This is a genomic window from Amycolatopsis sp. NPDC023774 (assembly GCF_040639695.1).
GTDB lineage: Bacteria > Actinomycetota > Actinomycetes > Mycobacteriales > Pseudonocardiaceae > Amycolatopsis.
In genome coordinates this window covers 516,503-541,878 of sequence record NZ_JBFAAJ010000003.1, presented here as the reverse complement: position 1 = coordinate 541,878, position 25,376 = coordinate 516,503, and the positions used below count along the sequence as shown (strand labels likewise).

General features: G+C 71.4%; 25 protein-coding genes and 1 pseudogene. 18 read left to right on the top strand and 8 right to left on the bottom strand.

What is annotated here, in order from left to right; all coding sequences use genetic code 11:
* Nucleotides 1-90 precede the first annotated feature (90 nt).
* Nucleotides 91-861 carry an antibiotic biosynthesis monooxygenase gene (locus AB0F91_RS12170; RefSeq protein ID WP_360597055.1) on the bottom strand — a complete coding sequence of 257 codons (771 nt, stop codon included), beginning with the start codon at nucleotides 859-861 and terminating at the stop codon, nucleotides 91-93.
* Nucleotides 862-931: 70 nt separating this feature from the next.
* Between AB0F91_RS12170 and AB0F91_RS12165 the strand changes: the two genes are divergently transcribed.
* The 3 genes from AB0F91_RS12165 to AB0F91_RS12155 all read left to right on the top strand — a co-directional run bounded on the left by AB0F91_RS12165 (nucleotide 932) and on the right by AB0F91_RS12155 (nucleotide 3,896).
* Nucleotides 932-1,273: a helix-turn-helix domain-containing protein gene (locus AB0F91_RS12165; protein ID WP_360597053.1), complete on the top strand. Its 342-nt coding sequence runs from the start codon at nucleotides 932-934 to the stop codon at nucleotides 1,271-1,273.
* Nucleotides 1,274-1,856: 583 nt separating this feature from the next.
* Entirely contained in the window at nucleotides 1,857-3,089 is a 1,233-nt protein-coding gene (locus AB0F91_RS12160; protein WP_360597051.1) for a glycoside hydrolase family 18 protein, read from the top strand.
* 141 nt (nucleotides 3,090-3,230) lie between these two features.
* Nucleotides 3,231-3,896, top strand: a complete 666-nt coding sequence (locus AB0F91_RS12155) for a DUF2461 domain-containing protein (protein ID WP_360597050.1) — start codon at nucleotides 3,231-3,233, stop codon at nucleotides 3,894-3,896.
* Between the two features lie 267 nt (nucleotides 3,897-4,163).
* On the opposite strand, the gene AB0F91_RS12150 is transcribed toward AB0F91_RS12155, so the two are convergent.
* Together AB0F91_RS12150 and AB0F91_RS12145 are read right to left on the bottom strand one after the other, a co-directional pair.
* On the bottom strand, nucleotides 4,164-4,340 hold the full coding sequence (locus AB0F91_RS12150; protein ID WP_360597048.1) for a hypothetical protein: 177 nt from the start codon (nucleotides 4,338-4,340) through the stop codon (nucleotides 4,164-4,166).
* On the bottom strand, nucleotides 4,337-5,452 hold the full coding sequence (locus AB0F91_RS12145) for a hypothetical protein (protein WP_360597046.1): 1,116 nt from the start codon (nucleotides 5,450-5,452) through the stop codon (nucleotides 4,337-4,339). Before AB0F91_RS12145 ends, AB0F91_RS12150 begins: the two co-directional genes overlap by 4 nt.
* Before the next feature lie 100 nt (nucleotides 5,453-5,552).
* On the opposite strand from AB0F91_RS12145, the gene pyk reads away from it, so the two are divergent.
* The 7 genes from pyk (at nucleotide 5,553) to AB0F91_RS12110 (ending at nucleotide 14,231) form a co-directional block, all read left to right on the top strand.
* Entirely contained in the window at nucleotides 5,553-6,977 is a 1,425-nt protein-coding gene (gene pyk / locus AB0F91_RS12140; RefSeq protein WP_360597045.1) for a pyruvate kinase, read from the top strand.
* 36 nt (nucleotides 6,978-7,013) lie between these two features.
* Nucleotides 7,014-7,910: an acyl-CoA thioesterase II gene (locus AB0F91_RS12135; protein ID WP_360597043.1), complete on the top strand. Its 897-nt coding sequence runs from the start codon at nucleotides 7,014-7,016 to the stop codon at nucleotides 7,908-7,910.
* 490 nt (nucleotides 7,911-8,400) lie between these two features.
* Nucleotides 8,401-9,303 (top strand): helix-turn-helix transcriptional regulator, encoded by a 903-nt coding sequence (locus AB0F91_RS12130; RefSeq protein WP_360597041.1) that lies wholly within the window; start codon nucleotides 8,401-8,403, stop codon nucleotides 9,301-9,303.
* A gap of 13 nt (nucleotides 9,304-9,316) precedes the next feature.
* Nucleotides 9,317-9,526 (top strand): DUF397 domain-containing protein, encoded by a 210-nt coding sequence (locus AB0F91_RS12125; protein WP_360597107.1) that lies wholly within the window; start codon nucleotides 9,317-9,319, stop codon nucleotides 9,524-9,526.
* Nucleotides 9,527-9,698: 172 nt separating this feature from the next.
* Nucleotides 9,699-9,908 carry a hypothetical protein gene (locus tag AB0F91_RS12120; RefSeq protein ID WP_360597040.1) on the top strand — a complete coding sequence of 70 codons (210 nt, stop codon included), beginning with the start codon at nucleotides 9,699-9,701 and terminating at the stop codon, nucleotides 9,906-9,908.
* A 71-nt stretch (nucleotides 9,909-9,979) separates the two neighbouring features.
* Nucleotides 9,980-13,000, top strand: a complete 3,021-nt coding sequence (locus AB0F91_RS12115; RefSeq protein WP_360597039.1) for an AAA family ATPase — start codon at nucleotides 9,980-9,982, stop codon at nucleotides 12,998-13,000.
* Nucleotides 13,001-13,289: 289 nt separating this feature from the next.
* The gene (locus tag AB0F91_RS12110; protein WP_360597037.1) at nucleotides 13,290-14,231 is read left to right on the top strand and encodes an amidohydrolase family protein; all 942 of its coding nucleotides are present in this window, start codon (nucleotides 13,290-13,292) and stop codon (nucleotides 14,229-14,231) included.
* Here the strand turns inward: AB0F91_RS12110 and AB0F91_RS12105 are convergent.
* From AB0F91_RS12105 to AB0F91_RS12095, 3 genes and pseudogenes are all read right to left on the bottom strand, one after another.
* Nucleotides 14,232-15,250, bottom strand: a pseudogene (locus tag AB0F91_RS12105) (aldehyde dehydrogenase family protein).
* Nucleotides 15,251-15,330: 80 nt separating this feature from the next.
* A complete protein-coding gene (locus AB0F91_RS12100) occupies nucleotides 15,331-16,122 on the bottom strand; it encodes a hypothetical protein (protein WP_360597035.1) in 792 nt (263 codons plus the stop codon).
* A 102-nt stretch (nucleotides 16,123-16,224) separates the two neighbouring features.
* A complete protein-coding gene (locus tag AB0F91_RS12095; RefSeq protein ID WP_360597034.1) occupies nucleotides 16,225-16,836 on the bottom strand; it encodes a TetR/AcrR family transcriptional regulator in 612 nt (203 codons plus the stop codon).
* A gap of 100 nt (nucleotides 16,837-16,936) precedes the next feature.
* Here AB0F91_RS12095 and AB0F91_RS12090 point away from each other — a divergent pair, with 100 nt between their 5' ends.
* Nucleotides 16,937-18,088, top strand: coding sequence for an acyl-CoA dehydrogenase family protein (locus tag AB0F91_RS12090; RefSeq protein WP_360597033.1), 1,152 nt, complete (start codon nucleotides 16,937-16,939; stop codon nucleotides 18,086-18,088).
* A gap of 28 nt (nucleotides 18,089-18,116) precedes the next feature.
* Nucleotides 18,117-19,253, top strand: coding sequence for a CaiB/BaiF CoA-transferase family protein (locus AB0F91_RS12085; protein WP_360597032.1), 1,137 nt, complete (start codon nucleotides 18,117-18,119; stop codon nucleotides 19,251-19,253).
* Between the two features lie 316 nt (nucleotides 19,254-19,569).
* Here the strand turns inward: AB0F91_RS12085 and AB0F91_RS12080 are convergent, their stop codons facing one another.
* Nucleotides 19,570-20,088, bottom strand: coding sequence for a GNAT family protein (locus tag AB0F91_RS12080; protein ID WP_360597031.1), 519 nt, complete (start codon nucleotides 20,086-20,088; stop codon nucleotides 19,570-19,572).
* 173 nt (nucleotides 20,089-20,261) lie between these two features.
* On the opposite strand from AB0F91_RS12080, the gene AB0F91_RS12075 reads away from it, so the two are divergent.
* The 5 genes from AB0F91_RS12075 to AB0F91_RS12055 all read left to right on the top strand — a co-directional run bounded on the left by AB0F91_RS12075 (nucleotide 20,262) and on the right by AB0F91_RS12055 (nucleotide 23,184).
* Complete coding sequence (locus AB0F91_RS12075; RefSeq protein WP_220238194.1) at nucleotides 20,262-20,429, top strand: hypothetical protein; 168 nt, start codon at nucleotides 20,262-20,264, stop codon at nucleotides 20,427-20,429.
* A gap of 316 nt (nucleotides 20,430-20,745) precedes the next feature.
* Nucleotides 20,746-21,228 carry a helix-turn-helix transcriptional regulator gene (locus AB0F91_RS12070; RefSeq protein ID WP_360597030.1) on the top strand — a complete coding sequence of 161 codons (483 nt, stop codon included), beginning with the start codon at nucleotides 20,746-20,748 and terminating at the stop codon, nucleotides 21,226-21,228.
* Nucleotides 21,229-21,351: 123 nt separating this feature from the next.
* Complete coding sequence (locus tag AB0F91_RS12065; RefSeq protein WP_360597028.1) at nucleotides 21,352-22,248, top strand: lytic murein transglycosylase; 897 nt, start codon at nucleotides 21,352-21,354, stop codon at nucleotides 22,246-22,248.
* A 145-nt stretch (nucleotides 22,249-22,393) separates the two neighbouring features.
* Nucleotides 22,394-22,804 carry a hypothetical protein gene (locus tag AB0F91_RS12060; RefSeq protein WP_360597026.1) on the top strand — a complete coding sequence of 137 codons (411 nt, stop codon included), beginning with the start codon at nucleotides 22,394-22,396 and terminating at the stop codon, nucleotides 22,802-22,804.
* 29 nt (nucleotides 22,805-22,833) lie between these two features.
* The gene (locus tag AB0F91_RS12055; protein WP_360597024.1) at nucleotides 22,834-23,184 is read left to right on the top strand and encodes a DUF3817 domain-containing protein; all 351 of its coding nucleotides are present in this window, start codon (nucleotides 22,834-22,836) and stop codon (nucleotides 23,182-23,184) included.
* On the opposite strand, the gene AB0F91_RS12050 is transcribed toward AB0F91_RS12055, so the two are convergent.
* Entirely contained in the window at nucleotides 23,181-24,623 is a 1,443-nt protein-coding gene (locus AB0F91_RS12050) for an MFS transporter (RefSeq protein WP_360597023.1), read from the bottom strand. The genes AB0F91_RS12055 and AB0F91_RS12050 overlap by 4 nt on opposite strands.
* Before the next feature lie 148 nt (nucleotides 24,624-24,771).
* On the opposite strand from AB0F91_RS12050, the gene AB0F91_RS12045 reads away from it, so the two are divergent.
* Entirely contained in the window at nucleotides 24,772-25,335 is a 564-nt protein-coding gene (locus AB0F91_RS12045; RefSeq protein WP_360597021.1) for a helix-turn-helix domain-containing protein, read from the top strand.
* Nucleotides 25,336-25,376: the final 41 nt, after the last annotated feature.

Here is a 25,376-nt window from a genome sequence, read left to right as displayed (position 1 = left end):
TCCGCCCATGCACCCCGTCCAGCTGATCCATCACCACATCGACCACCACCAGGATGATCTACCACAACACCAGCAACTGCCGTTGCAGTACTAGGACGCGGGCGCCTGCCACGGCGGCATGGCCCAGCCCCAGTGCGGCACCGGCTCGTCCGTGGCCAGTTCGGCTCCGGGTGCCGAGAACAGCACGGCCAGCCGGCTGCCCCACTCCAAGTACCCGGCGAACGCGGCGCGGAACTCCGGGTCGGCGGGCAGGCCGGTCTCGTCGGCAGCGTCGAGCAGCAGCGACACCCAGCGGCGGCGCTGCTCCTCGGTGATCCCGCGGCCGAGGTGCCGGCCGATCATGTGCGGGTGCCCGCCGTGGTGGGCGGTGTAGTCCGCCGGTCCGCCGAGCACCTCGCCGAGCCAGACCGCGACGTGCTCGGCGTGGTGGGCGTCCATGCCGCGGAACACGGGCTCCAGCAGCGGGTCTTCGGGCACATGGCGGTAGAAGACCTCGGTCAGGCGCCTGAGCGCGGGCCCGCCGCCGGCCCACTCGTACAGCGTCGGCGGACGGGCGCCGCCCTCGCCGGTGACGGCCGTCGGTTCGTAGTGGCGCATCTCGTCGAGGTCGCCGACGTAGTCGCGGATCGCCGCGAAGAACGGAGGGAAGTGCGGGCCGCGGCGGAAGCCTTCGAGGTGCGCCTCGGCCGAGGTCCAGCGGATCGCGAGCACGTAGCGCGTAGGGTCTTCGACGCAGCGGCTGAGGTCGTAGCCGACGCACTCGGGTGCCTTCTCGAGCGAACCGGCCGCCTCGGCGTACGCGGCCTCGAACGCCGCCGCGCGGTCGGCCGGAATGGTGTAGCGCAGGTATTCCACAATCATGAGGCCAGCAGAACGCACCCGGCTCGGCCGGGCAACCACTTACTTTCCGGTGCGTAGTGAGGAGGCCGTGATGGCGGGCAGGCGGTACTGGTGCCCCGTGGAGCTCACCGTCGACGTCATCGGCGGCCGGTGGAAGCCGGTGATCCTCGCGCACCTCAAGGAGGGCGTGCACCGCTACGGCGAGCTGCGCCGCCGCATGCCGGGCATCAGCGAGAAGATGCTCACCCAGCAGCTGCGCGAGCTTGCCACCGACGGCCTCGTCCACCGCGAAGCCTTCGACGGTCGCGTCCCCCACGTCGAGTACCGCCTCACCCCGGACGGCGAAGCCCTCGGCCCGGCGCTCACCGCGCTCTACACCTGGGGCGAACGCCGCGCGGCGGCCACGGGGATCACGTTCGAGACGCCTGCCTGACGCTTCCGGCTGCGGGTTCTTGGTTGTGGGCCGGTCCGTAGTCGGGTTGTTGGCGGTGGCCGGGCGGGTTTTCGCGGTGGGTTGTGTGCGACAGGCTTGCTTGGTGCCTTCGGTCGGGCTGCGGGTTCTTGGGTTTCGGCAGGCCCGGAACCAGGGATGCGGTGGGTTGCGTTCGAGACGCCGTCTTGGTGCCCTCGGGTGGGCTGCGGGGTTCTCGGGGGGTGCCGGCCGTTCGGGAACCGGGAGGTTCTCCGTGGCCGGGGCAAGCTTTCGCGGCGGTCACGCCCGAGCGCGCGCTGCCCGGGATGCTCCGGCGCCGGTCCCCGTCCAACCGCCGATACCGCCGGCACCTGCGCCCACCTCCGCGAGCACCTCAGGACGCACGCGACCACTGCGGCGCGGCAGTTCGCCACACCGTGACCAGGCCGACCTCGGACCCGCAGGTGATCGACAGCAAGCGACCGAATTGCCCGGTTGATTCTCTGGACTGGACCATTGACCAAATGGTCTAGTCCACTTACGGTGTGAGAGTCCCCACTGTCCCCGTTCGGTCACCTGGTGTGACTCCCCGAAGGGAGCCGGCATGCCCCGTCCGCGCAGGAAGAGCTTCTTGGCGCTCGTCAGCCTGGCCAGCGCCGCACTCGCCGCCGCGGCTGTCGCCGCGCCCGCGTCCACGGCCGCCACGGCGGCTCCGGTCGCCCCGCAGGCTTCGGTCGGGAAGGTGGTCGGCTACTTCACCGACTGGGGTGTGTACGACCGCAACTACCACGTGAAGAACATCGAGACCTCCGGGTCCGCCGCGAAGCTCACCCACATCAACTACGCGTTCGGCAACGTCACCAACGGTGGCTGCGCCATCGGCGACGCCTACGCGGACTACCAGAAGACCTACGACGCGGCGGGCAGCGTCGACGGCGTCGCCGACACGTGGGACCAGCCGCTGGCGGGCAGCTTCAACCAGCTGAAGAAGCTGAAGGCCAAGCATCCCGGGCTCAAGGTGATCTGGTCGTTCGGCGGCTGGAGCTGGTCGGGTGGCTTCGGCCAGGCCGCGAAGAACCCCACGGCGTTCGCGGACTCCTGCTACGACCTCGTGAACGACCCGCGCTGGGCCGGCCTGTTCGACGGCATCGACCTCGACTGGGAGTACCCCAACGCCTGCGGGCTGAGCTGTGACACCAGCGGTGCGGCGGCGTTCAAGAACCTGATGGCGGCCGTGCGCGCCAAGTTCGGCTCGTCGAAGCTCGTCACGGCGGCGATCACGGCCGACGGGACCAACGGCGGCAAGATCGACGCCGCCGACTACGCGGGTGCCGCGCAGTACGTGAACTGGTACAACGTGATGACCTACGACTACTTCGGCGCGTTCGCGGCACAGGGCCCGACGGCTCCGCACTCGCCGCTGACCTCGTACGCCGGCATCCCCACCGCCGGCTTCTACTCCGACGCGGCCATCCAGAAGCTGAAGAGCAAGGGCGTGCCCGCGTCGAAGTTGTTGCTGGGCATCGGGTTCTACGGCCGCGGCTGGACCGGCGTCACGCAGAGCGCGCCCGGCGGGTCCGCCACGGGCCCGGCGCCCGGCAAGTACGAGCAGGGCATCGAGGACTACAAGATCCTGAAGTCGAGTTGCCCGTCGACCGGCACCGTCGCCGGCACGGCGTACGCCAAGTGCGGCTCGAACTGGTGGAGCTACGACACCCCGAGCACCATCGGCGGCAAGATCAGCTACGCGAAGCAGCAGGGCCTCGGTGGCGCCATGGTGTGGGAGCTGTCGGGTGACACGTCCAACGGCGAGTTGATGACGGCCGTCGCGAAGTAATCGCTTCCGGTGCGGACGGCGGCGCAGGTGCGCGCCGGCGGCACCGGGACTCCGAGCGCACCGACCCCGCCGGAGCCGCTCCGGCGGGGTCCGCTCTGTCCGGCGGAGAAACTGTCGGTGGTGCGGATTATCGTGCTCGGCGTGAAGTTCACGGGATTCGGTGAGTACGCCGTCGATTTCTACGACGGGCTGGAGGCCGACAACTCCAAGTCCTATTGGGACGCACACGTCGTGACCTACAAGTCCGACGTGCGCGAGCCGATGGAGGCCCTGCTCAAGGAGCTGGAGCCGGAGTTCGGCGAGGGATTCGGCGAGGGCAAGGTGTTCCGGCCCTACCGTGACGTGCGCTTCGCGAAGGACAAGACCCCGTACAAGACGCACTGCGGCGGCGTCATCGAGGCGGGCCGCGGCGGTGGCGCCTACTACGTCGAGCTGAGCCCCGCGGGCCTGCGCGTGGGCGGGGGCTGCTTCCACCTCGCGTCCGACCAGATCGCGCGCTTCCGCACGGCCGTCGACACCGAGCTGCACGGCCCCGTGCTGGAACAGATCCTGGCCAAGCTCAAGCGCGCCGGCTTCGAGATCCTCGGCGACCGCCTCAAGTCCCGTCCTCGCGGCTTCTCCGAGGACCACCCGCGCCTCGACCTGCTGCGCTACCGATCCGTCTACGCCGCCCGCTCGTGGGAACCCGCCGACTTCCTCCACGAACGCGAGGCCTTCGACCGCGTCCGCAAGTCCTGGCGCCAGCTGCGCGCCTTCAACGAATGGGCGCGCGACCACGTCGGGCCGAGCGAGCAGCCGCGCCGCTAGGACCGGTGAGCGAAGGCCTGCAGGACCAGAGCGGCAGTGCGCAGAACGGCTACGTGATTCAAGGATTTCTTCGTAACTCGGGTCGAGCCGGCTGCTCCGGCGTCAGCGGCGTTGCCGGGTTTCGGGGCCCGAGCGTCCGACCGCGACGCCAAGACCGGCTACCGGGGGAGGGGCAGACCTCGCAACGGCGGCGACGCCGCCGGGGCCAGTGATCAGGAGCGGCTCAGCGCCGTGCCGCTGAGCCGACCACGGCGGGCGTGCTCGGTCTCAGTGGTCGCCGTTGGCGGGTGGGCTGCGGGCGATCGTGCCGGTCAGTGGGGAGCGGGTAGCGCAGACTTCGCGCCGGTTCGCCGTGGGCATCGTGGGCATCGCCGGCGCGCCCCGGGCCCGCCGGTCGCCGTCTCCGGTGCCCTCGGCCGGGCTGCGGGCGATCGTGCCGGTCAACGGGGCAGCGGGTACCGCCAGACCTTGCTCCCCGAAGCCGTAGTCGTGGCGAGGAGCAGATCCGGGCCGTCCGCGATCAACGCGAGCGACTGGGCCACCTCGGGCAGCGGCAGCTCCGCGAAGTCCTCGCACCGCGGCCCGACGCGCCAGAGCCGGGGCCGGCCGTCGACCTTCACCGCCACGTCGAGGCGGCCCGACGAGTCGAGCGTCAGGCCGGTCACTTCCAGCAGCTGCGCCGCGGGGATCACCGGGCCGCCGGCGGAGGCCGTCCACGAAGGACTCGAGTGCCAGCAGGCCAGCCGTTGCTCGCCGGTCGTGCCGACGACCGTGCAGTCCGCGGCCGAGCACGTCACGCGCCACACCGAGGCCGAGCCCGCCGGGGACGGCGGCGAGACCCGCGTCCACGCCGAACCGTCCACCGAAGTCCACGCCGCCGGCCGCACGGAAAGCCCCGACCGCGCGTCGCCGACGGCCACGTAACCCGGACCGCCGGAAGCCGCGGCCAGGACGCGGGTCTGTTCACCGGCGGTGCTGAGCAGCGCCGGGTCCTCGCGCAAGACCCACGAAGCGCCGTCCGCCGAGGTCCAGACCGCCGCGCCGACGCCGCCGGCCCGGTGGGCCCACTGGCCCGTCAGCACGTACCCCGCCGGCCCGGCCGCGGACCCGGAGGTGGTCACCGCCCGCTCGCCACCCAGCAGCTCCACGGGCTGTGGGTGCTCGGTCAGCCCGTCGGCCACCGACCCCGTCCAGATCGTCGGGCGCGGGTTGGCGTGTGCGCCGCCGTACGCGGAGCCCAGCGCGAGCAGCTTCGAACCCGACGCAGCCGGCAGCGTCAGCTCGGCTTGCTGCCCGTAGCCCGTCGCCGGGTGGAGCGGCAGCGGCGTCCACGCCGCCCGCGGGGGACCGCCCGACCACGCCGCGGGAGCCCGTCCGGAGGGCCCCGGCACCGAGCCGGTCATGACGATTGCCGACGAAGTCCGGACGAATCCCAGTACGCGCGTACCGGATACCGGCAGGTCAACGGGCCGCCACGGCGGCTCCGGCGGCGTGGAACACGCCCCGACCAGGGTGAACGCCGCGATCACGAGCGCGAGCCGCCGAACCGCCGTCATGCTGACGGAGGTTAGTCATCTGAATGGTTTCTGAACACTTCCTCCGAACTTTCGGTATCGGTACAGACGTGAAGGGGATGAGCGACTACTCTCATCGAACGTGAGCCGACGCGCGAAGATCGTTTGTACGCTGGGTCCCGCGACCTCCACCCCGGAGAAGATGCGGGCACTCGTCGACGCCGGAATGGACGTCGCGAGGATGAACTTCAGCCACGGAAGCCACAGCGACCACAAGCAGGTCTACGACCTGGTCCGGGCCGCTGCGGCCGAGAAAGGCCGGGCGGTGGGCATCCTCGCCGACCTCCAAGGCCCGAAGATCCGCCTGGGCACCTTCGCCAGCGGCTCGGCCGAGTGGCACACGGGCGACGTCGTCCGGATCACCGTCGAGGACGTGGTGGGCACGCACGACCGCGTCTCGACCACCTACAAGGGCCTCGCGAAGGACGCCAAGCCGGGCGATCGCCTGCTGGTGGACGACGGCAAGGTCGGCCTCGTGGTCAAGGGTGTCGAAGGCCCCGACGTGGTGTGCGAGGTCACCGAAGGCGGCCCCGTCAGCAACAACAAGGGCGTCTCGCTCCCGGGCATGGACGTCTCCGTGCCCGCGCTGAGCGACAAGGACATCGAGGACCTCGAGTTCGCGCTGCACCTGGGCGTCGACTTCATCGCGCTGTCCTTCGTGCGCTCGCCGGCCGACATCGACCTGGTGCACCAGGTCATGGACCGCGTCGGCAAGGGCCGGCTGCCGGTCGTCGCGAAGATCGAGAAGCCCGAGGCCGTGTACAACCTCGAGGCGATCGTGCTGGCCTTCGACGCGGTGATGGTCGCCCGCGGTGACCTCGGCGTCGAGCTGCCGCTGGAGCAGGTGCCGCTGGTCCAGAAGCGCGCCATCCAGATCTGCCGCGAGAACGCGAAGCCGGTCATCGTGGCGACGCAGATGCTCGAGTCGATGATCAGCAACTCCCGGCCGACGCGGGCCGAGGCCTCCGACGTCGCCAACGCGGTGCTCGACGGCACCGACGCCGTGATGCTCTCGGGCGAGACCAGCGTCGGGCGCTACCCGATCGAGACGGTGCAGACGATGGGCCGCATCGTCGAGGCGGTCGAGACCGACTCGCCGGTCGTGCCGCCGCTCACGCACGTCCCGCGCACCAAGCGCGGCGTGATCTCCTACGCCGCCCGCGACATCGGCGAACGGCTCAACGCCAAGGCGCTGGTCGCGTTCACCCAGTCCGGTGACACCGTGCGCCGCCTGGCCCGCCTGCACACGCGGCTGCCGCTGATGGCGTTCACGCCGGAGGACTGCGTTCGCAACCAGCTGTCGATGACGTGGGGCACCGTGACCACGATCGTGCCGCGCGTCGACTCCACCGACCAGATGATCCACCAGGTCGACCAGGCGATGCTCGAGATGGGCAAGTACCAGCGCGGCGACCTCGTGGTGATCGTGGCCGGCTCCCCGCCCGGGACCGTCGGCTCCACGAACCTGATCCACGTGCACCGCCTCGGTGAAGACGACCACGCATAAGGGACGTAGTTCATGCCGACCGAATAGGGTTCGGGCATGACCGATATCGCCAGGACCGCCGCCGCCGGGCTCGATGAGGCCGCCGGCGGCGGGCAGGCGGTGCTCGACCGGCTCGTCGACCTCCTCGACCTGGAGAAGGTGGAGGAGGACTTCTACCGCGGGGTCTCGCCCGCACACTCCCCGGTCCGCGTGTTCGGCGGCCAGGTCGCCGGGCAGGCACTGGTGGCGGCCGGGCGCACCGTGCCCGAAGACCGGCGCGTGCACTCGCTGCACGCCTACTTCATCCGCGGCGGCGACCCGAGCGTGCCGATCCTCTACGAGGTCGACCGCATTCGCGACGGCCGCTCGTTCACCACACGCCGCGTCACCGCCATCCAACACGGCAAGGCGATCTTCGCGCTGTCCGCCTCGTTCCAGAAGGACGAGGAAGGCCTGGACCACGGCGAGCCGATGCCCGACGTGCCCGCCCCCGAGACACTGCCGACGTTCCAGGAACGCACCGCCGGATTCGGCCTGCGCTTCACCGAGCGGCCGCGCCCCATCGACGTGCGCTACGTCGGCGAGCCGCCGTGGATCACCCGCGCCACGGGCGAGCGGCCGGCGAGCAACCGCGTGTGGATGCGCGCCGACGGCACGCTGCCCGCCGACCAGCTGCTGCACGTCTGCGTGCTCACCTACGCCTCCGACATGACCCTGCTCGACTCGATCCTCGCACGCCACGGCGTGTACTGGGACGTCGACAAAGTCCTCGGCGCGAGTCTGGACCACGCGCTGTGGTTCCACCGGCCCTTCCGCGCCGACGAGTGGTTCCTCTACGACAGCACCTCGCCGAGCGCCTCAGGCGCGCGCGGCCTGGCCACGGGCCGGTTCTTCGCGCAGGACGGCACGCACATCGCCACGGTCGTCCAGGAGGGACTGCTGCGCGTCCTGTGAGGACGATCGCAGCCGACTCTACGGAGAGTGTGTCACTGCGTGAGGTGTGCGGAATCAACCACACTTCTGGGTGGCGGAAAATGCGAAATGCGTAGGCGGTAATCGCCGGAGTGCCCCCGCGATGGCCTGACAACAACTGACAACCGAAGGTGAAGGTGCCCGGGACCGGTCGGGGGGCGGCCCCGGACACCTTCCGCCGGAAACGCCCGCGCACTCGGTGTCTGTTTCCGGCTGGTCGTCGTCTACGCTGCTCAGGAACCCGGAACGATCACTGCGGCCGGCCCCTTCGGGGCGGCGGCACCGGTTCCGGTTCGCACGGGTGTCAGAATACGAGCGCAATCTGCAAATTGCAGGGCGGAGCCCGCCTCGAAGGCGGGAATTCCGCAGTGTTAATACCCCACTGACTAGTCGGACGGCTGGTTAGATATGCGGTGCGGGCGGCGTTGGCCGACGGTGCGCGCACCGCGCAAGACGATCCGGAGGTGCTGTCGTGGCGAGAGGCCAGGGACCCACCGTTCGCCGCCGGAGGCTCGCGAGCGAGCTGAGGCGGCTCCGGGAAGCCGCCGACCTCACGATCGACGAGGTGGGCGAGAAGCTCGAGTGCTCGGCCTCGAAGGTGAGCCGCATCGAGACCGGGCACGTCGGCGTCACCCCGCGCGACGCCCGGGACATGCTGGCGCTATACGGGATCACCGGCGATGAGCAGGAGGCGCTCGTCCAGCTGGCCCGCGAGGCGCGCAAGCGCGGCTGGTGGCACGCGTACAACGAGGTGTTCACCGGCACGTTCGTGGGCTTGGAGGCCGACGCCACCTCGCTGCGCGCGTTCCAGGCACTGCTCGTGCCGGGCCTGCTGCAGACCGAGCGCTACGCCCACGCCGTGATCAGGGCGCTGCGGCCCGACGCCGAGGACGCGGAGATCCGGCGCCGCGTGGCCGCGCGCATGGCGCGCCAGGAACTGCTGAGCGACACCCCGCCGCCGGAGTACTGGGCGGTGGTCGACGAAGCCGTGCTGCACCGCGTGGTCGACAGCCCTGAGGTGATGGCCGAGCAGCTCTACCGCATGGCCTCGGTCGCCGAGAAGCCCAACGTGACCATCCAGGTGGTTCCCTTCGGAGCCGGCGCGCACCCCGGCATGGAAGGCCCGTTCCTCATCATGGGGTTCCCCGAGCAGGCCGACCCCGACGTCGTCTACGTGGACGACAGCACGTCAAGCGGCCTGTACCTCGAACAACCCGAAGACGTCCGGCGCTACGCGCTGATGTTCGACCATCTGCGCGCTGCCGCACTGAAACCGGACGACTCGGTCGACTTGATCGCCGAGGCGGCCGGCCGGTTCGCCGAACGGTCAACCGCGCCGGCTGCAGTGCACCACCTGGAACCGAGGACACAGTGAGGAAGTGGGGAACATGATGCCGGACGCGGATCTTTCCCGGGCCACCTGGCGCAAGAGCAGCCACAGCGGCGGCGGCAACGACTGCGTCGAGATCGCGTTCGTCGGCGGCGACGCCGCGGTGCGCGACTCGAAGGACCCCGAAGGGGGTGCTTTCCGCCTTTCAGCTTCGGGTTGGCGGGGGCTGCTGGCCGCGGTGCGCGCCGACGGCCCGGCCCGCGACTGACGTTCCACCCGGCGACCCCTTACCCCGCCGACCTGCCCTTTGCTGGTCGGTGCCTCAGGTAAGGGGTCGTTCGGCGTCCAGGACGGGGTGATCGCCCGATGCCGGTGGTCCCGCCTCAGGACGACTGTGAGTGTCACGGAAGAAGGCACTCGCAGAGGATGGGGAAGAAGCGATGAATTACCAGCTCCTGGACGCGATGAGCGCCGAGGTGGCCTACCGCGAGGAGCAGCTGCGGAAGGCCGGGCGCGACGCGCGGATGACCAAGCAGAGCCGCGTCGTGCGGTGGCTGCGGACCCACCGGGTGACCAGCGTCACCGTGCCGGCGCAGGAACGTCGCACGGCCGCGCAGGTGGCCTCCCGCGCCGATCACCTGGCGCGGTGAACGACCTGTTCGCCGGGGGTGTCACGCCCTCGGCGAAAAGCATGGCGGAACTGTCGGTGGGGTAGGACAGAATGCTCCTCGTGCCCCGCTTAGGCTCCGGAATCCCACTGGTCGCCCGCACTCACGAGATGCGGCAGCTCCGTGCCGCCTTCGCTCGCGCGGAGCGGCGCGAGGCCGGTGCCGTGCTGATCGCGGGCGACGCGGGCGTCGGCAAGACCCGGCTGCTCACCGCGCTCGGTGAGCACGTCGCGGCGAACGGCGCGCTGGTGCTCACCGGCCGCTGCATCGACGTGCGCGACGGTGGTCTGCCGTACCTCCCGTTCGCCGAGGCGCTGGCGCCGCTGGGCTCGTCGGGGGACCCGGTGGTCGCCGCCGCGGTGCGGTCGCGGCCGGCGCTCGCGCGGCTGCTGCCGCAGAGCGGGGAGCCCGAGCCGATGGGACCGGGGGAACACGGCCAGGTGTCGGCCAGCGAGCGCGAGGTCATGCGCCGGCCGCGACCGGAACAGGACCTGGGTCAGCTCCAGCTGTTCGACGCGGTACTGGGGGTGCTGACCGAGGTCGCCGAGTCGCGGCCGGTGGTGATCCTGCTCGAGGACCTGCACTGGGCCGACTCTTCGACGCGCAACCTGCTGTCCTTCCTGGCCAGCAGGTTGCGCGCGCAGCGGCTGCTGGTCGTGGGCAGCTACCGCGAGGAGGACGTGCACCGGCGCCACCCGCTGCGGGGACTGCTGTCGGAGCTGGTGCGCCTGGCGACGGTGGAGCAGGTCGCGCTGGCGCCGTTCGGGCCCGCCGACGCGCGTGCGTTCGTGGAGGCGCTGGCCGACGAACCGCTGCCGGCCGACGTGGTGGCCGACATCGTCGCGCGCTCGGAGGGCAACCCGTTTTTCGTCGAAGAGCTGCTGGCCACCGACGCCGATTGCCGGGACCTGCCCGCCGGCCTGGCCGAGGTGCTGCTCGCGCGGCTCGAACGGTTCCCGGCGGAGACGCGCCGCGTGTTGCGGGTGATCTCCGTGGCCAACGAACCGGTGTCGCACGCCGCGCTCGCGGAGGTCGCGGGCATCGGCGAGCTGGAGCTCGACGAGGCGCTGCGCGAGGCCGTGCAGCACCACGTGCTCGTGATCGAGGACGGCTCGTACGTGTTCCGCCACGCGTTGCTGCAGGAAGCGGTGTATGCGGATCTGCTGCCGGGGGAGCGCAACCGCACGCACGCGGCGTACGCGGCTCGTATTCGCGCGATCCCGCAGGGGCGCGGGCACGACGCCAAGCTGGCGTTCCACAGCCTCGAAAGCCGCGACTTCGTCACAGCGCTGCCCGCGCTGCTGAGCGCGATGGCGGAGGCGGAGAAGCTGGGCGCGCCGGGGGCGGCCCTGCGCCACGCCGAACAGGCACTGTCCATCTGGGACGCGGTGCCCGTCGCGGACCGGCCCGAGGGCGTCGACGAGCTGAAGCTGCTGCACGAGGCTTCGTACTTCGCGGGCACGTCGGGAGAGCCGGAGCGGGCGGCGGCGTACGCACGTTCGGCCACCGAGCTGCTGGGGCCCGACGCCCCGACGCTGCGGTCCGCCAAGGTGTGGCGCCGGCTGGCCGAAGCGTTGCTGGCACTGGAGGGCACGCTGGACGAGGCGACGCTGGCCGTCGACCGGGCGTGGGATCTGGTGAAGGACAGCGAACCGAGCGCCACGCGGGCCTGGGTGCTCGCCACGCGCGCGGGGTTCCTGCGGCTGCTCGACCAGCCGGGCGAGGCGCTGGACAACGCGCTCACGTCGGTGTCCGACGCGCGGGCCGTGGGCGCCGTCGGAGCCGAGGCGTCGGGGCTGATCACCCTGGGCACGCTGGCCGACTCGGCGGGCGACGCCGCGCTGGCGCGGGAACGGCTGCGCCAGGGCATCCGCAAGGCGCGTGACGCCGAGGCCCTCAACGTCGAGCTGCGCGGCCTGTACTTCCTCGCCCTGAGCTACGACGACCAGGCCGAGATGGCCGAAGCCCTCACCCACGCGGCCAACGGGGTGGCGCGCGCGGAGGAAACGGGGCTCACGTGGAGCTCGTTCGGGCTCGAGCTGCGCGCGCGTCAGCTCTACCTGCGTTACCTCAGCGGCGACTGGCCCGCGGAGGATGCGGCCGGGCGCGCGGCGCGGGGGGTGTCGAGCGCGGTCGCCGCCCGGATCCTCGCGAACTGGGTGCTGTTCCTCGTCGCGCGCGGCCGGTTCGACGACGCCGCGCGGCTCCTGCCCGGGCTGCGGCACCAGTGGGCGGCCGACATCCAGATCGCCCTCTCCGCCGGCGACGCCGCCATCGAGCTCGCGACCTGGCGCGGAGACCACACCGAAGCCGTGCGCGTCACCGAGGAACTGGTGGCGTGGCTGGAGAAGATCGAGCCCTGTCTGCTGGGCGGCATCCGGATCGTCGCGCTGGGCATGACGTCGGTCGCCGCCCTCGCCGTCGACGCCCGGCTGCACGGCGACCAGCGCACCGCCGAGAACCTGGTGTCCGTGGGCCGCCGTCTGCTGGACCACGGCCGCCGCACCGCCGTCGAGGGCAGCCCGCGCTCCGGCACCCTCGGGCCGGAGGGTCACGCCTGGCTCGCCCGCCTGGAAGCCGCCGCCTCCGGCCTCGAAGGCCCCGCCGACCCTGCGCTGTGGTCCGCCGCCGCCACGGCCTTCGACTACGGCGCGGTCTACGAGCAGGCCATGTGCCGCTACTTCGAAGCCCAAGCGCTGCTCGCCCACGGCCTGCCCGCCGAGGACGCCCTGACGGCCGCCCACTCCGTCGCGTCCGCCCTCGGCGCGCTGCCCCTGCGCGACGCCGTGCGCGACCTGGCCCACCGCGCCCGCACCGACCTCCCCGGCGTCACCCCGGCCGCCGCCGCACCCACCGGACCCAACCCCCTCACCGACCGCGAACGCGACGTCCTCGAGCGCGTCGCCCTCGGCCGCACCAACCGCCAGGTGGGGGAGGAGCTCTACATCAGCGAGAAGACGGTCTCCGTCCACCTCTCCCGCGTCATGGCCAAGCTGGGCGCCAGCCGTCGCGCCGAAGCCGTGGCCATCGCCTACGACCGCGGCCTGCTGACGACTCCGGCCACGAAAAACTGACCTGCGCCGGTTCGTGGTGTGGTTGGTTTTGGGGCTGTGCGGTGGGGAGTGGGGCTGATTGTGGTGTTCGTGTGCCGCACTGCCGCGCCCGGCGCCCGCCGCGGTTGTCGGCCGTTGCCGGTGCCGGCGGTGAAGGGTTGACGCCGGCTGCGTTCGTGATGGATTTGCCGGATTGCGATGTGGTTGTCCGACGCCAACTCCGCACCGGCGCCCGTCGCGTGCCGAACTCGCCGAGCGGTGGTTGACTGGTGATCAAATAGCATGCTAACCGCGTCTGGAGGAGCCGGGGATGCGCATCGACGTGCACGCTCACCTGTGGAGCGAGGCGTACCTGGACCTGTTGTCCCGTGCGGGCAACGAGAAGGCGGCCGCACAGGGACGGCTCGGTGCGGGGGCGACCGCGGCGGAGCTGGATTCACGGTTCGAGCAGATGGCGACGGCGGGCATCGACCTCCAGGTGCTTTCGACCACGCCCGCGCCGCCGCACTTCGAGGACGAGAAGGCGGCCGTGGAGGCCGCGCGGTTCGTCAACGACGACTACGCGGAACTCGTCCGGCAGCACCCCGATCGGTTCAAAGCGTTCGCGTCCCTGCCGCTTCCGCACACCGATGCGGCGCTGGTCGAGCTCACCCGCGCGCTCGACGAACTGGGTTTCCAGGGTGCCGCCGTGACCACGTCGGTGCTGGGCCGCACGCTCGGCGACCCGGCGTTCCTGCCCGTCTACGAAGAGCTCGACCGCCGCGGCAGCGTCCTGTTCGTGCACCCCGCCGGTGTCGGCGCCGAGTCACCGCTGATCGGGCCGAACCTCACGTGGCAGATCGGCGCGCCGATCGAGGACACCGTCGCGGTCATGCACCTGATCGTCGCCGGGATCCCGAGCCGCTTCCCGCGCATGAAGATCATCCTGCCGCACCTCGGTGGCGCGCTGCCGCTGCTGCTGCCGCGCATCGACCGCCAGAACCCTTGGGAGGCACCGGAAACCCCGGAGAAGCCGAGCCTCGCCGCGCGCCGGATCTTCTACGACACCGTGGGGCACAACCACGTGCCGGCGCTGCGCGTCGCGGCCGAAACGCTCGGCGCCGACCGCCTGGTGCTCGGCACCGACTTCCCGTATCAGAAGGGCGACGGGTTCACCGAGGCCGTGACCTACGTCCAACGCTCCGGCCTGCCCTCAGCGGACATCGCCGCGATCCTCGACCGCACGGCCGTGGAGCTCCTCGGCCTCGGGTGATCACCGCCAGGGCAGGTGCCGCAACAGCTTCATGCTCGACGTCATCACCCGCGCCCACACCCCGCCCGGCACCCGGCGCGGCGGCCGCAGCGCCAGTCCGCGCTGCACGGCGATCGACTGCGCCTCCGTGTACTTCAGCAGTCCTTCGGCACCGTTGCGGCGGCCGACGCCGGAGTCCTTCATCCCGCCCATCGGAACGCCGACGCTGCCGAACGTCGCGGCGTAGCCCTCGTTCACGTTCACCGTCCCGGCCTTCAGCCGTGACCGGTGAAGCAGAGGTAGTCGCACTCTTCGAGCAGTGCCGGGCCGACCTGCGAACCGCGGCCGAGCACCACCTGCCACAGCCCGTCCGGCAGCCCCGCCTCGAAAGCGAGCTCGTGCAGCCACAACGCGGAGAGCGCCGTCTGGTTGTCCGGCTTCTGCACCACGGCGTTGCCCGCCGCGAGTGCCGGGAACACGTCCATCGCGGTGAGCGCCACCGGGTAGTTCCAGGGCGAGATGATGCCGACGACACCCTTGGGGTGGCGCAGCTCGCCCGCCTTCGTCAGCGCGGGGATCACCCCGGCCGCGCGCTTCGGCGCCAGGATCTTCGCGCTGTGCTTGCCGTAGTAGGCCGCCACCAGCGCCGCCGCGCTCACCTCGTCGAACGCGTCGAGCCGCGCCTTGCCGGCCTCCACCTGCACGAGGTCGAGGGCTTCGGCCTGGCGGGCGAGGATCAGGTCGTGCAGGCGCACGAGGAACCGCTGGCGCTGCGCGACCGGCCGGGCCGCCCACTCGTGCTGGGCCATGCGCGCGGTCGCGAACGCCGCCCGCACGTCGGCGTCGGTGGCCTGGGGGATCGTGGTGATCGGCAGCCCGGTGAACGGCGCCGTCATGCGGATCGGCGCGGATCCCGCACCGCCGGTCGCGCGGGCGACGAGCCGGGCCGCGCGCGCCGCCGTGGGCGCTCCCGCGACACCCCCGATCGTCGCGGGCAGGCCCGTCTCGCCGCTGAGGTTCGCCGGTGTCGTGCTGGTCATGCCGTCTCCGTTCAGACCGGGTTACCGACGAGTACAGCATACCGACGGTACGGCGGTCGAACGGAAAATGCGAATCAGATTCACGTATCGGAGTCGTCGCGGTGCCGGCCCGGCGGCTCGACGCCCGGCGCGGGCTGCGCCTCCTGCGGCGGGAACGGCGGGGAAGCCGGCTCCTCGGCAGGCTCGGGCTCGGGCTCGGGTTCCGGCGAAAGCACGCCCTGCGCGGGTCGCTCGGCCCAGGACTGTGCGGGCGGCGGGTCACTGAGCGAGTAGATCACCGGCTCGTCGTTCGCAGGCGGGTAGTAGTACGGCTGCGGTGCCCAGGGCGCGGTCCAGCGGCCGCCGCCGAACGCGGCGAGCGCCAGCACCAGTACGGCGATGACGCCACCGCCGAGCATCACCCAGAACCCGGTGCCGGTGGTGTAGTGAGCGACGATGACGGAGGTCTTCTGCTCGTAGCTGAGGCTGGCCGACACGTCCATGCTCATGGTCCACACCGCCGCGACCAGGCCCGCGCTGCCGGTGATCAGCACGATTCGCGCGGCGGCGCGAGCGCGGGTGAACACGAGCACGGCGCCGATGAGCAGCACCACGGCCGCCACCGTGATCGGGATGCCGAACCGCGCGACGTGGCTGACCCCGAACAGGTCCTGCTCCGACCGCGGAGCCGTTTCGACGTCCCGGGCCCACGCGCTGACGGAGAACGAGCTCTGCAGCCGGCCGTTCACCGTCACGCTGGACGCCGCCGCCGGCAGGAACGTGCCCGCCACCGTGAGAGCGGCCGAGAACACCCCGAGGATCCCGGCGAGCAGCCGCGAGACCGCGCCCGGCTCGGCGACGGGTGGCGGCGGGTACTGCGGCACGCTGGTCATCGGGGCTCCTTCGCCTGCTCAGGGCATCTGCGATTCCACCACGAACAACCCCGTCGCGCTAAGGGGTGGCGGGATCCGGCCACCGGTCGGCCCGGGATCGGCTCAGGGCTGCGAGTACATCAGCACCGCGATGCGCTTCCACTCCTGCAGCAGCTTGCGGCGCCGGTTCGGGTCGCCGCCCAGCTCGGCGTCGAGCGCGAGGCCGCGGGTGAGGTTCACGGTCAGCCAGAACAGCGTCTCCGCGCGTTCCTTCGGCAGGTCACCTGCCACCTGGCTCACGTGCGCCAGCGTGGCGCGGCCCAGTGCCCGGTCCACGGGCCGGATCGCCGCCCGCAGCTCGGGGTCGGTCCGCGCGGCCACCCACAGCTCGGTGACGGCCGTGGAGAGCGTGCCCGAGTAGCCCGCCCACAGCAGGTCGATTGCGGCTTCGACCCCTGAAGCGCCACCCGGCAGGTCTTCCAGCGACGAAGCCAGCTGGGTGCGCAGCCTCGTGGTGAGGTGCTCGACGGCGGCGGCCATCAGCTCGGCCTTCGTGGCGAAGTGGTGCTGCACCGCGCCCTTCGACACGCCCGCTCGGGCGCAGATCTCCTGCATCGACGCGCGGGCGTACCCGATGTCCACCAGGCACTCGACGGTCGCGTCGAGCAGAGCCGTGCGCGTCTGCTCCCGGCGCTGCGCCTGGGTGCGGTGCGCCTTGGCCGTGGCCTCGGTCATTCGCCTCTCCCGCTTTACGTACCGGACTGCGCGGATGTACATTCCGAACAGAACTTACCTTCCACGCGTAATGTTTTCCAGCTTCGCAGGAGGCGTCGCCGTGCCGTTGCAGATCCAGAAGAGCTCGTGGAGCACCACCGAACTCGAGGACCTCCGAGAACTTTCCCGGTCGTTCCTGCGGAAGGAGATCGTCCCGCACCAGGAGCGGTGGGCAGCGGAGAAGAAGCTCGACCGCGAGATCTGGACCAAGGCCGGCGAGGTCGGCCTGCTGTGCCTGTCGATCCCCGAGGAGTACGGCGGTGGCGGCGGCACGTTCGCGCACGAGGCCGTGCTGTACGAGGAGCAGGCCCGCTCCGGCGACAACGCGTGGGGTGTGACCGTCCACAACGGAATCGTCGCGCACTACCTGCTGTCGTACGCGTCGGAGGAGCGCAAGCGCGAGTGGCTGCCGAAGCTCGCCAGCGGCGAGTTCGTGGGCGCCATCGCGATGACCGAACCGGGCACGGGCTCCGACCTGCAGAGCATCAAGACCCGCGCCGTGCGCGACGGTGACCACTACGTGCTCAACGGCGCGAAGACGTTCATCACCAACGGTTTCCACGCCGACCTCGTGGTGGTCGCGTGCAAGACCGACCCGGACGCGGGCGCGCAGGGAGTGTCGCTGATCGTGGTCGAGACGGACACACCGGGCTTCCGCCGCGGCCGCGTGCTCGACAAAGTGGGCCTCAAGGGCCAGGACACCGCGGAGCTGTTCTTCGACGACGTGCGCGTGCCCGCCGCCAACCTGCTCGGCGACACCGAGGGCCAGGGCTTCGTCCAGCTGATGCTGCAGCTGCCGCAGGAGCGGCTCATCATCGCCGTGACCGCGGTGGCCGGGCTCGAGGCGGCCGTGAACCTCACGATCGACTACACCAAGGATCGCACGGCGTTCGGCCGGCCGATCTTCGGCTTCCAGAACACGAAGTTCAAGCTCGCCGAGGCCGCGACGGAGGCGGCGGTGTCGCGCGCGTTCCTCGACCAGTGCATCGAGCGCCACCTCAAGGGAGAGCTCGACGTGCAGGGCGCGGCGATGGCGAAGCTGTGGACGACCGAGCGCGTCAACAAGGTCGTCGACGACTGCGTGCAGCTGTTCGGCGGCTACGGCTACATGACCGAATACCCGATCGCGCGCGCGTGGGCCGACGTCCGGATTTCCCGGATCTTCGGCGGAACCAGCGAGATCATGAAGGAGATCATCTCCCGCACGCTCTGAGTTTTCGGCCGACGAAAGGATTTCCGCCGTGAAAGCCGGACCCCTGGGCGGGCTGAAGGTGGTGGAGCTGGCCGGGCTCGCGCCCGCGCCGTTCGCCTGCATGATCCTCGCCGACCTCGGCGCCGACGTCGTGCGCGTGGACCGCGCGACACCGGGCGCCGACGTGCTCGGCATCCCGAACGACCCGCTGGCGCGCGGCCGGCGCTCGATCGGCGTCAACACCAAAACGCCGGAGGGCGTCGAGGTGGTGCTCAAGCTGGCCGAGCGGGCCGACGTGCTGATCGAGGGCTTCCGCCCCGGCGTCGCGGAACGGATGGGGCTGGGGCCCTCGGTGGTCCACGCACGCAACCCGCGGCTCGTCTACGGCCGCATGACCGGTTGGGGCCAAGACGGCCCGCTCGCGCAGGCGGCCGGCCACGACATCAACTACGTCGGCATCGCCGGCGCGCTCGACCCCATCGGGCGTGCCGGCGAACGCCCGGTGCCGCCGCTCAACCTCGTCGGCGACTTCGGCGGTGGCGGCCTGATGCTCGCGATGGGTGTGCTCGCGGCGCTGTACGAGCGGACCTCCTCGGGGCGCGGCCAGGTCGTCGACGCGTCCATGGTCGAGGGCGCGGCCCTGCTCACCACGAGCCTCCACGGCCTGCGCGCGGCCGGCGCGTGGTCCGGCGAGCGCGGCGACAATTTGCTGGACGGCGGCGCCCCGTTCTACGACACCTACGAGACCGCCGACGGCAAGTACGTCGCCATCGGCGCCATCGAGATGCGCTTCTGGGGTGACCTCGTGAAGGTGCTCGGCCTGGAGGACGCGCCGCCGCACCTGGACAAGACGCAGTGGCCGAAGCTGCGGGAGCTCATCGCCGAAGCCGTCGGCAAGCACACGCGCGAGGACCTTGTCGCCCGCGCCGAAGGCACTGACGCCTGCCTGACACCCGTGCTCTCGCCGTGGGAAGCGGCGACCCACCCCCAGAACGCGGCGCGCGGCACCTTCGTCGACATCGGCGGCACCGTCCAGCCCGCCCCGGCGCCGCGCTTCGGCCGGACTCCGCCCTCGACGCCCCACGCGCCCCGCCAGGCGGGCACGGACACCGCGGACGTGCTGGCCGAACTCGGCCTCTCCGCCGCCGACGTGGCCGCCCTGCGCACGGCGGGCGCCATCGCCTGACAGGGGAAACGCGGCGGTCGTGCCTGCCCTCATTCGCGCCGGGGCGACGCGTGGGCTGCTGGCCGGTCGCGGGCGAAGACTCCGGTGCGGCGCGGTGCCGCTGCCGGCGAGTCCGCAGTTCGGGGCTGCGCCACGGCCGCACTGCTCGCTCGACGGCTCACGTTCGCCGGCCGCGCGGCGCACGTGTCCGGCGGACGAATGCACCGGCGTGCCACTCGCTCGGCTGTCCGACGCAGCCCTCACACCGGTCGCAAGCGCGCCGGCGCGACACCCGGCCGACGCGGGCTGCGTGACTCCGGTGAAGGCCGGGGAGATTTCAGCGGGGCACGAGGTCCGAGCGGATCACCGAGTAGACGACGCTGTCGCGCCAGGCGCCGTCGCGGAAGCCGTAGCCGCGCAGGACGCCTTCGCGGGTGAAGCCGGCCTTCTCCAGGGAGCGTTGCTCGGCGTGGTTGTCCACGTCGGTGGTGGCCTCGACGCGGTTGAACTGCGTGTGCGCGAACAGGTAGCGCACCAGCAGGCGCTGGGCCTCGGTGCCGTGGCCGTGACCGCGGGCTTCCGGGCGCAGCACGAGGCCCATGTTCCAGCAGTACGAGCTGGGCCCCGAGCGGGAGCGGTGCCAAGACAGGAGCCCGAGGACGGCGCCGCCGAGCGTCGGGACGAGGAGGCCGCCCTCGGTGGTGAGGACGGCGTTGTCGCGCCAGCGGCGGCGGAGGTAGCCGGCGTCGTGCCAGCCGAACCACTGGAACTCGCCCGCAGTGGCCGGGTCGTTGGTGAGGGCATCGAGAAGGTCGAGGTCGGCCTCGAGCACCGGGCGGAGCACCACGTCGTCCATCGCGGCAGCCTAGCGGGCGGCTCCGCGGCGCCGGCTCACTCGATCGGACCGGCAACACCCGGTCGTGACACGCGTCCCGCTGAGCGATTGCCGAGCGGGCCTCGCGGGCCTGTCGTCACTAGAGTGAGCGTGCGCGACCGGTCGGGACGCCGGCGAGCGGATTGGATGGTGCCATGTCAGGCGGCGTGAAGAAGATCGTGGTCATCGGGGTGGTCGTCCTCGTGCTGTTCTTCCTGATCACCCAGCCCACCCAGTCGGCCAACCTCGTGCACCAGGTGCTCGGCTGGCTGCGCGACGGTGCCGAGGCCATCATCACCTTCTTCCAGACCCTGTTCGCCTGAGCATCCCGGGCCTCGTTACCTGTCGGTAATTACCCAGCGTAACGCGATCCCGGGATCCGAGCTGATCGCTCGACCATCCGGGTGGATTGCCCCCTGAAAGGGGCTGGTCAAGGAATTTGTGGGGCCCGGGGTATGGCGCGGAAAGTGCGCCCGGCCCTACGGTGCTCACATTGCGTGATCAGCCGGTTCTCCGGTCCCCCGGGAGTCGGGTCACAGCGGGGTTTTCCGCTCGGTCACGCGCATTGGGTGCAAGTCGTGGACGCGCAACGGGGCAGGCGTCAGGGCCGGCCCGTCGGGGACCAATGAGGAGGCAGGGATGACCGGAGATCCCGGAGTGGACGCGTTGATCCGGCAGTGGGCCGCGGAGCGCGAGCAGACCGCCGAGGAGCAGGAGGTCAACCGCATCACGTCCGCCTGGCTGGCCGACGCGCCTCAGGCTCCGCCCGGCATCCCCGGTCAGCGCGCGCGGTCCGGTCCCTCGCGCTGGGCGCAGGTCGACGCCGCGGACCCTGGTTACCTCGACGCCATGCGGGTCCGGCTGCCCGAGGTCCCGGACGAGCTGCTCGTGGCCGCCGCCGGCTGGTGGCAGATGGTCGGCGACGTCGCCGAGGCCGAGCAGTGGTGGGACGCCGGTATCAGCCCGCTCGACCAGCGGGCCCTCGACTACCGTGCGGCGGGCCTGCAGCCCTCGGACCTCAGCCGCCGGCTGGGCCCGATGACCGTGCTCCAGCACCTGCGCCGCGGCAGTGCCCCGGCCTGGTGCGTCGCGCGTCTCGCGCGGCAGCAGAAGTCCGCCTGATCCACCCTCTCGACACGGCCGGGTGAACCGGCGTGGCGGCAGCGATCCGAACCCGTCCGTAACGCTAACCTGCGCGGGCTCGTTGTGTGATCGACCGACCGCCACGCTGGAGGACCGGAGTTCGTGCCCCTCACCGGAAACGCCGACGCCGAGACCGCTGCCGAGACCCAGGCCGAGGCCGCCCCCGCGGGCGGACCCGCCCGAGGGGGTGCGGCCGTGGCGGTGCGGCTCGCGGTGGTTCTGGTGGTCCTCGCGGTGGCGGGTGGCGGTACGTGGCTCGTCACCCGGGCGTCGGCGCCGGTGGCGAGCCCGACCACCACGGACATCCCCGCGTTGAGCGTGAAGGCGGCCGACGTGCGGCCGGGCTCGATCGCTCCCGTCAGCGCCGTCGTCGCGGGTGGTGCCGACCAGCAGACCACTCCGCAGTCGGTGCGTTCCAGTGCCGACCCGCTCGACGACTGGGCCAAGAAGGTCGCCGCCGTCACGGGGGTGCCCGCGCGGGCTCTGCGCGCGTACGGCAACGCGGAGCTCGCGATGCGTTCGGCCGAGCCGGGCTGCCGCATCTCGTGGGCCACGCTCGCCGGCATCGGCCGCATCGAGTCGAACCACGGCCAGTACGGCGGCGCGGTGCTCGGCGCCGACGGCCGCCCGTCCAAGCCGATCATCGGCGTCCCGCTCGACGGTTCGTCGGGCGTGCGCGCCATCAGTGACACCGACGGCGGCCGCTTCGACGGCGACCCCGTGGCCGACCGAGCCGTCGGCCCGATGCAGTTCATCCCCAGCACCTGGCGCAAGTGGGCCGCCGACGGCAACGGCGACGGTCTCGGCGACCCGCAGCAGATCGACGACGCCGCGCTGGCCGCCGGGCGGTACCTGTGTGCGGGCGGGCGCGACATGGCCACGCCGTCCGGCTGGTGGTCGGGAATCCTGTCGTACAACAACTCCACCGAATACGCCCAGAAGGTCTTCGGCCTCGCCGACGGGTACGCGCAGTCGGCGAAGGCCGTGCGGGCCGGCTGAGACCCGTTCGTCCGACATCCGGTCCGGCCCGAATTCCCGCTGGTGTGAAATCCGTGCGAACCGCGAGGTCACCGGCTGAGAGGCGGACCACGTGGGGGCCCGCCTCTCAGCTTCGGCCCCGGTTCCCAGTGCTAGCGTCAAGGTCGTGGCAGTGAATTCCGGCCCGGCCGTGTCCCCGCTCGGGCGCAGGCTCCTGATCGCCGCGACGTGCGTGGTGAGCCTGCTGCTGTGCTGCGGGCTGGCGTGGTGGCAGTGGGACCGGTTCACCTCCGCCAACGGCACGTTCCAGAACCTCGGCTACGTGCTGCAGTGGCCGCTGTTCGGGCTGTTCCCCGCGTTCATGTTTTGGCGGATCAAGAAGCTGCGCGAACGGGAAGAGGCCCAGGGTGAGAGCGGCGAGGCCCAGGCCGAGCAGGCCGCGGTCACCGTGCCCGCTCCGAGAGCCTCGACGCCCGCGCGTCCCCCGGCGCCGCGGCCCGTCGCCGAAGAGGACGACGAGCTCGCCGCGTACAACCGCTACCTGCGCGAGCTCAACGCCCGCGACCAGCAGGCCTGAACCACCACCTCGGAAGTGAGGACGAACCCATGACCACGAGCACCGACGGTGCCGCCCAGACCCGCCCGGCGCGACTGAACGGAGCCCTGGTGCGGTTCCGCACCACCGCGTGGATCACCGGTGTCGGCCTGCTCGTGCTCTGCGCCACGATGGTGATCGAGTACGGCTTCGGCAACGCCACGCCGGCCGCGGTGTACTCGCCGATCCACGGTGTCCTCTACATGATCTACCTGGCCTGCAGCATCGACCTCGCGATCAAGGCCCGTTGGTCGATCAAGAGCACGATCCTCGTGCTGCTCGCCGGCTGTGTCCCGTTCGTCTCGTTCATCGTCGAACGCCGGGTGACGCACCGGGTCCAGGCGGGCAAGGACATCTTCTAAGCCGGCACGGCTTTTCCCCGCCGGAAGGTCAGCGCGACCCCGACGGTGAGCGCGGCCAGCCCGCTCGCCGCGAGGAACGCGGCCGTCATCCCGTCGACCAGCAACGGGGTGCCGGTGGCACCCGAGGCCGCGGCCGAACGCGTCGCCGCACCGAACACCGTCACCAGGATCCCGAGGCCGAGCGTGCTGCCGACCTGCTGCATGGTCTGCAGCACGCCACCCGCGGCCCCCGCGTCCTCGGCGGGCACGGTGGACATGATGATCACGTTGAGCGGCGAGAACGCCAGCCCGCCGCCGATGCCCATCAGCAGCAGCGGCCCGAGCAGCGAAGCGACGTACCCGCTGTCCGGCGTCAGCACCGACAGCCACGCGACGCCGGAGACCATCAGCACCGTGCCCGTGACGGCCAGTGGCTTCGGCCCGAAATGCGCGAGCAGGCGCGGCATGAGCCGGCTGAGCGTGAAGATCGACGCGGCCATCGGCAGAAACGCGAACCCGGTGGCCAGTGCGGCGAAGTGGCGCACGTCCTGCAGGAACTGCGTCAGGAAGAAGAACATCGACATCATCGCCATCGGCCCGAGGAAGAAGCTGGCGTAGGCGGCGGCGCGGTTGCGTTCGGCGAACAGCCACAGCGGCACCAGCGGATGGGCCACGCGCCGCTCCAGCAGCACGAAGGCGATCAGCAGCACCATCCCGGCCACCAGCGCCGCGAGCGTGAGCGGCGCGCCCCAGCCGTCGGACGCGGCGTGGGTGAACGCCAGCACGAGCGACGCGACGCCGAAGGTGCCGAGTACGGCGCCGGGCACGTCGAGGTGCGCGGCCCGGCGCGGCGGCGCGGGCACGAACCGCGGTGCGAGCACGGCGATGGTCAACCCGAACGGGACGTTGATGAACAGCGCGGCCCGCCACGAGATCCACTCGGTCAGCAGGCCGCCCACGATCAGGCCGATCGCGAACCCGCCGCTGGCGACGGCGGAGAACAGCGCAAGCGCGCGCACGCGGGCCTTGGCCTCGGTGAACGTGGTGGTGATCAACGCGATCGTGCTCGGCCCCGCCAGTGCGGCGCCGACCCCCTGCGCCACGCGCGCGGCGATCAGGAACCCGGCCGACGTGCTCAGCCCGCCGGCCAGCGAAGCGAGCGTGAACACGGCGGTGCCCAGCACGAACATCCGGCGGCGGCCGAACAGGTCGCCCGCCCGTCCGCCGAGCAGCAGCAGACCGCCGAACACGAGACTGTAGGAGGTCATCACCCACGACAGGCCGGTAGCGGAAAAGCCCAGGTCGGTCTGGATGCGGGGCAGCGCCACATTCATCACGGTGGCGTCGAGCATCAGCATGAGCTGGCAGGTCAGCACGATCGCGAGGACGAGCCCGGACGCGGCGGTCCGGTGTCTCGGCCTAGGCTCGGTCGACGAGGTTCGCTCGGTCAACTCGGTCAAAGGAGGACTCCCCAGAGAGGGACGAGGTAAGTGGAGAAACTCTCCACTTGGTTGCGTCCGCGATAATATGGAGAGGGTCTCCGGTTCCGCAAGGGAATTCGGAGAATCTCTCCGTTCTCTGGGGAGCCGGGTGCGAGGAGGTGCGTGGATGACGGCGGAGGCAGCGCGGCCGATGCGGGCGGACGCGAAGCGGAACTACGACCGCATCGTCGCGACCGCGAAGGACGCCTTCGCGGAACACGGCGTCGACGTCCCGCTCGACGACATCGCCAAACGCGCCGGCGTCGGCGCCGGCACGCTGTATCGCCACTTCCCGACGCGCGAGAAGCTGATGGAAGCCGTCTACCGCGACGAGATCGACCAGCTCGCCTCGCGCGCCGCCGTGCTCGCCGCCGAGCTGCCACCGTGGGAGGCGCTCCAGGCGTGGCTGGGGGAGCAGGTCGCGTACGTCATCGAGCGCCACGGCCTCGCTGCCCTCCTCAAGGCGTCGATCGACTCGGGCTCCGAGACGTTCCTCTGGTGCCAGACCCGCCTGCGCACCGCGTGCGCCGACCTGGTCACCGCCGCCCAGACCACCGGCGAAGTCCGCGCCGACATCACGGGCACCGACGTCCTGCGCCTCGGCCACGGCATCGGCACGGCCGCGAAGAACGCGTCCGAAGAGGACGCGGCCCGCCTGATGAAGGTGATGATGGACGGCCTGCGCGGGTGAACGTCGCGCAGATTGTCGGTGTGCGTCCTCAGCCTGGGTCG

What these genes read in the sequence shown, in the direction of transcription:
- AB0F91_RS12170 (WP_360597055.1), bottom strand. Translation starts at nt 861, where the DNA reads ATGATTGTGGAATACCTGCGCTACACCATTCCGGCCGACCGCGCGGCG.
- AB0F91_RS12165 (WP_360597053.1), top strand. Translation starts at nt 932, where the DNA reads ATGGCGGGCAGGCGGTACTGGTGCCCCGTGGAGCTCACCGTCGACGTC.
- AB0F91_RS12160 (WP_360597051.1), top strand. Translation starts at nt 1,857, where the DNA reads ATGCCCCGTCCGCGCAGGAAGAGCTTCTTGGCGCTCGTCAGCCTGGCC.
- AB0F91_RS12145 (WP_360597046.1), bottom strand. Translation starts at nt 5,452, where the DNA reads ATGACGGCGGTTCGGCGGCTCGCGCTCGTGATCGCGGCGTTCACCCTG.
- AB0F91_RS12135 (WP_360597043.1), top strand. Translation starts at nt 7,014, where the DNA reads ATGACCGATATCGCCAGGACCGCCGCCGCCGGGCTCGATGAGGCCGCC.
- AB0F91_RS12125 (WP_360597107.1), top strand. Translation starts at nt 9,317, where the DNA reads ATGATGCCGGACGCGGATCTTTCCCGGGCCACCTGGCGCAAGAGCAGC.
- AB0F91_RS12120 (WP_360597040.1), top strand. Translation starts at nt 9,699, where the DNA reads ATGAATTACCAGCTCCTGGACGCGATGAGCGCCGAGGTGGCCTACCGC.
- AB0F91_RS12115 (WP_360597039.1), top strand. Translation starts at nt 9,980, where the DNA reads ATGCTCCTCGTGCCCCGCTTAGGCTCCGGAATCCCACTGGTCGCCCGC.
- AB0F91_RS12110 (WP_360597037.1), top strand. Translation starts at nt 13,290, where the DNA reads ATGCGCATCGACGTGCACGCTCACCTGTGGAGCGAGGCGTACCTGGAC.
- AB0F91_RS12100 (WP_360597035.1), bottom strand. Translation starts at nt 16,122, where the DNA reads ATGACCAGCGTGCCGCAGTACCCGCCGCCACCCGTCGCCGAGCCGGGC.
- AB0F91_RS12095 (WP_360597034.1), bottom strand. Translation starts at nt 16,836, where the DNA reads ATGACCGAGGCCACGGCCAAGGCGCACCGCACCCAGGCGCAGCGCCGG.
- AB0F91_RS12080 (WP_360597031.1), bottom strand. Translation starts at nt 20,088, where the DNA reads ATGGACGACGTGGTGCTCCGCCCGGTGCTCGAGGCCGACCTCGACCTT.
- AB0F91_RS12075 (WP_220238194.1), top strand. Translation starts at nt 20,262, where the DNA reads ATGTCAGGCGGCGTGAAGAAGATCGTGGTCATCGGGGTGGTCGTCCTC.
- AB0F91_RS12070 (WP_360597030.1), top strand. Translation starts at nt 20,746, where the DNA reads ATGACCGGAGATCCCGGAGTGGACGCGTTGATCCGGCAGTGGGCCGCG.
- AB0F91_RS12055 (WP_360597024.1), top strand. Translation starts at nt 22,834, where the DNA reads ATGACCACGAGCACCGACGGTGCCGCCCAGACCCGCCCGGCGCGACTG.
- AB0F91_RS12045 (WP_360597021.1), top strand. Translation starts at nt 24,772, where the DNA reads ATGACGGCGGAGGCAGCGCGGCCGATGCGGGCGGACGCGAAGCGGAAC.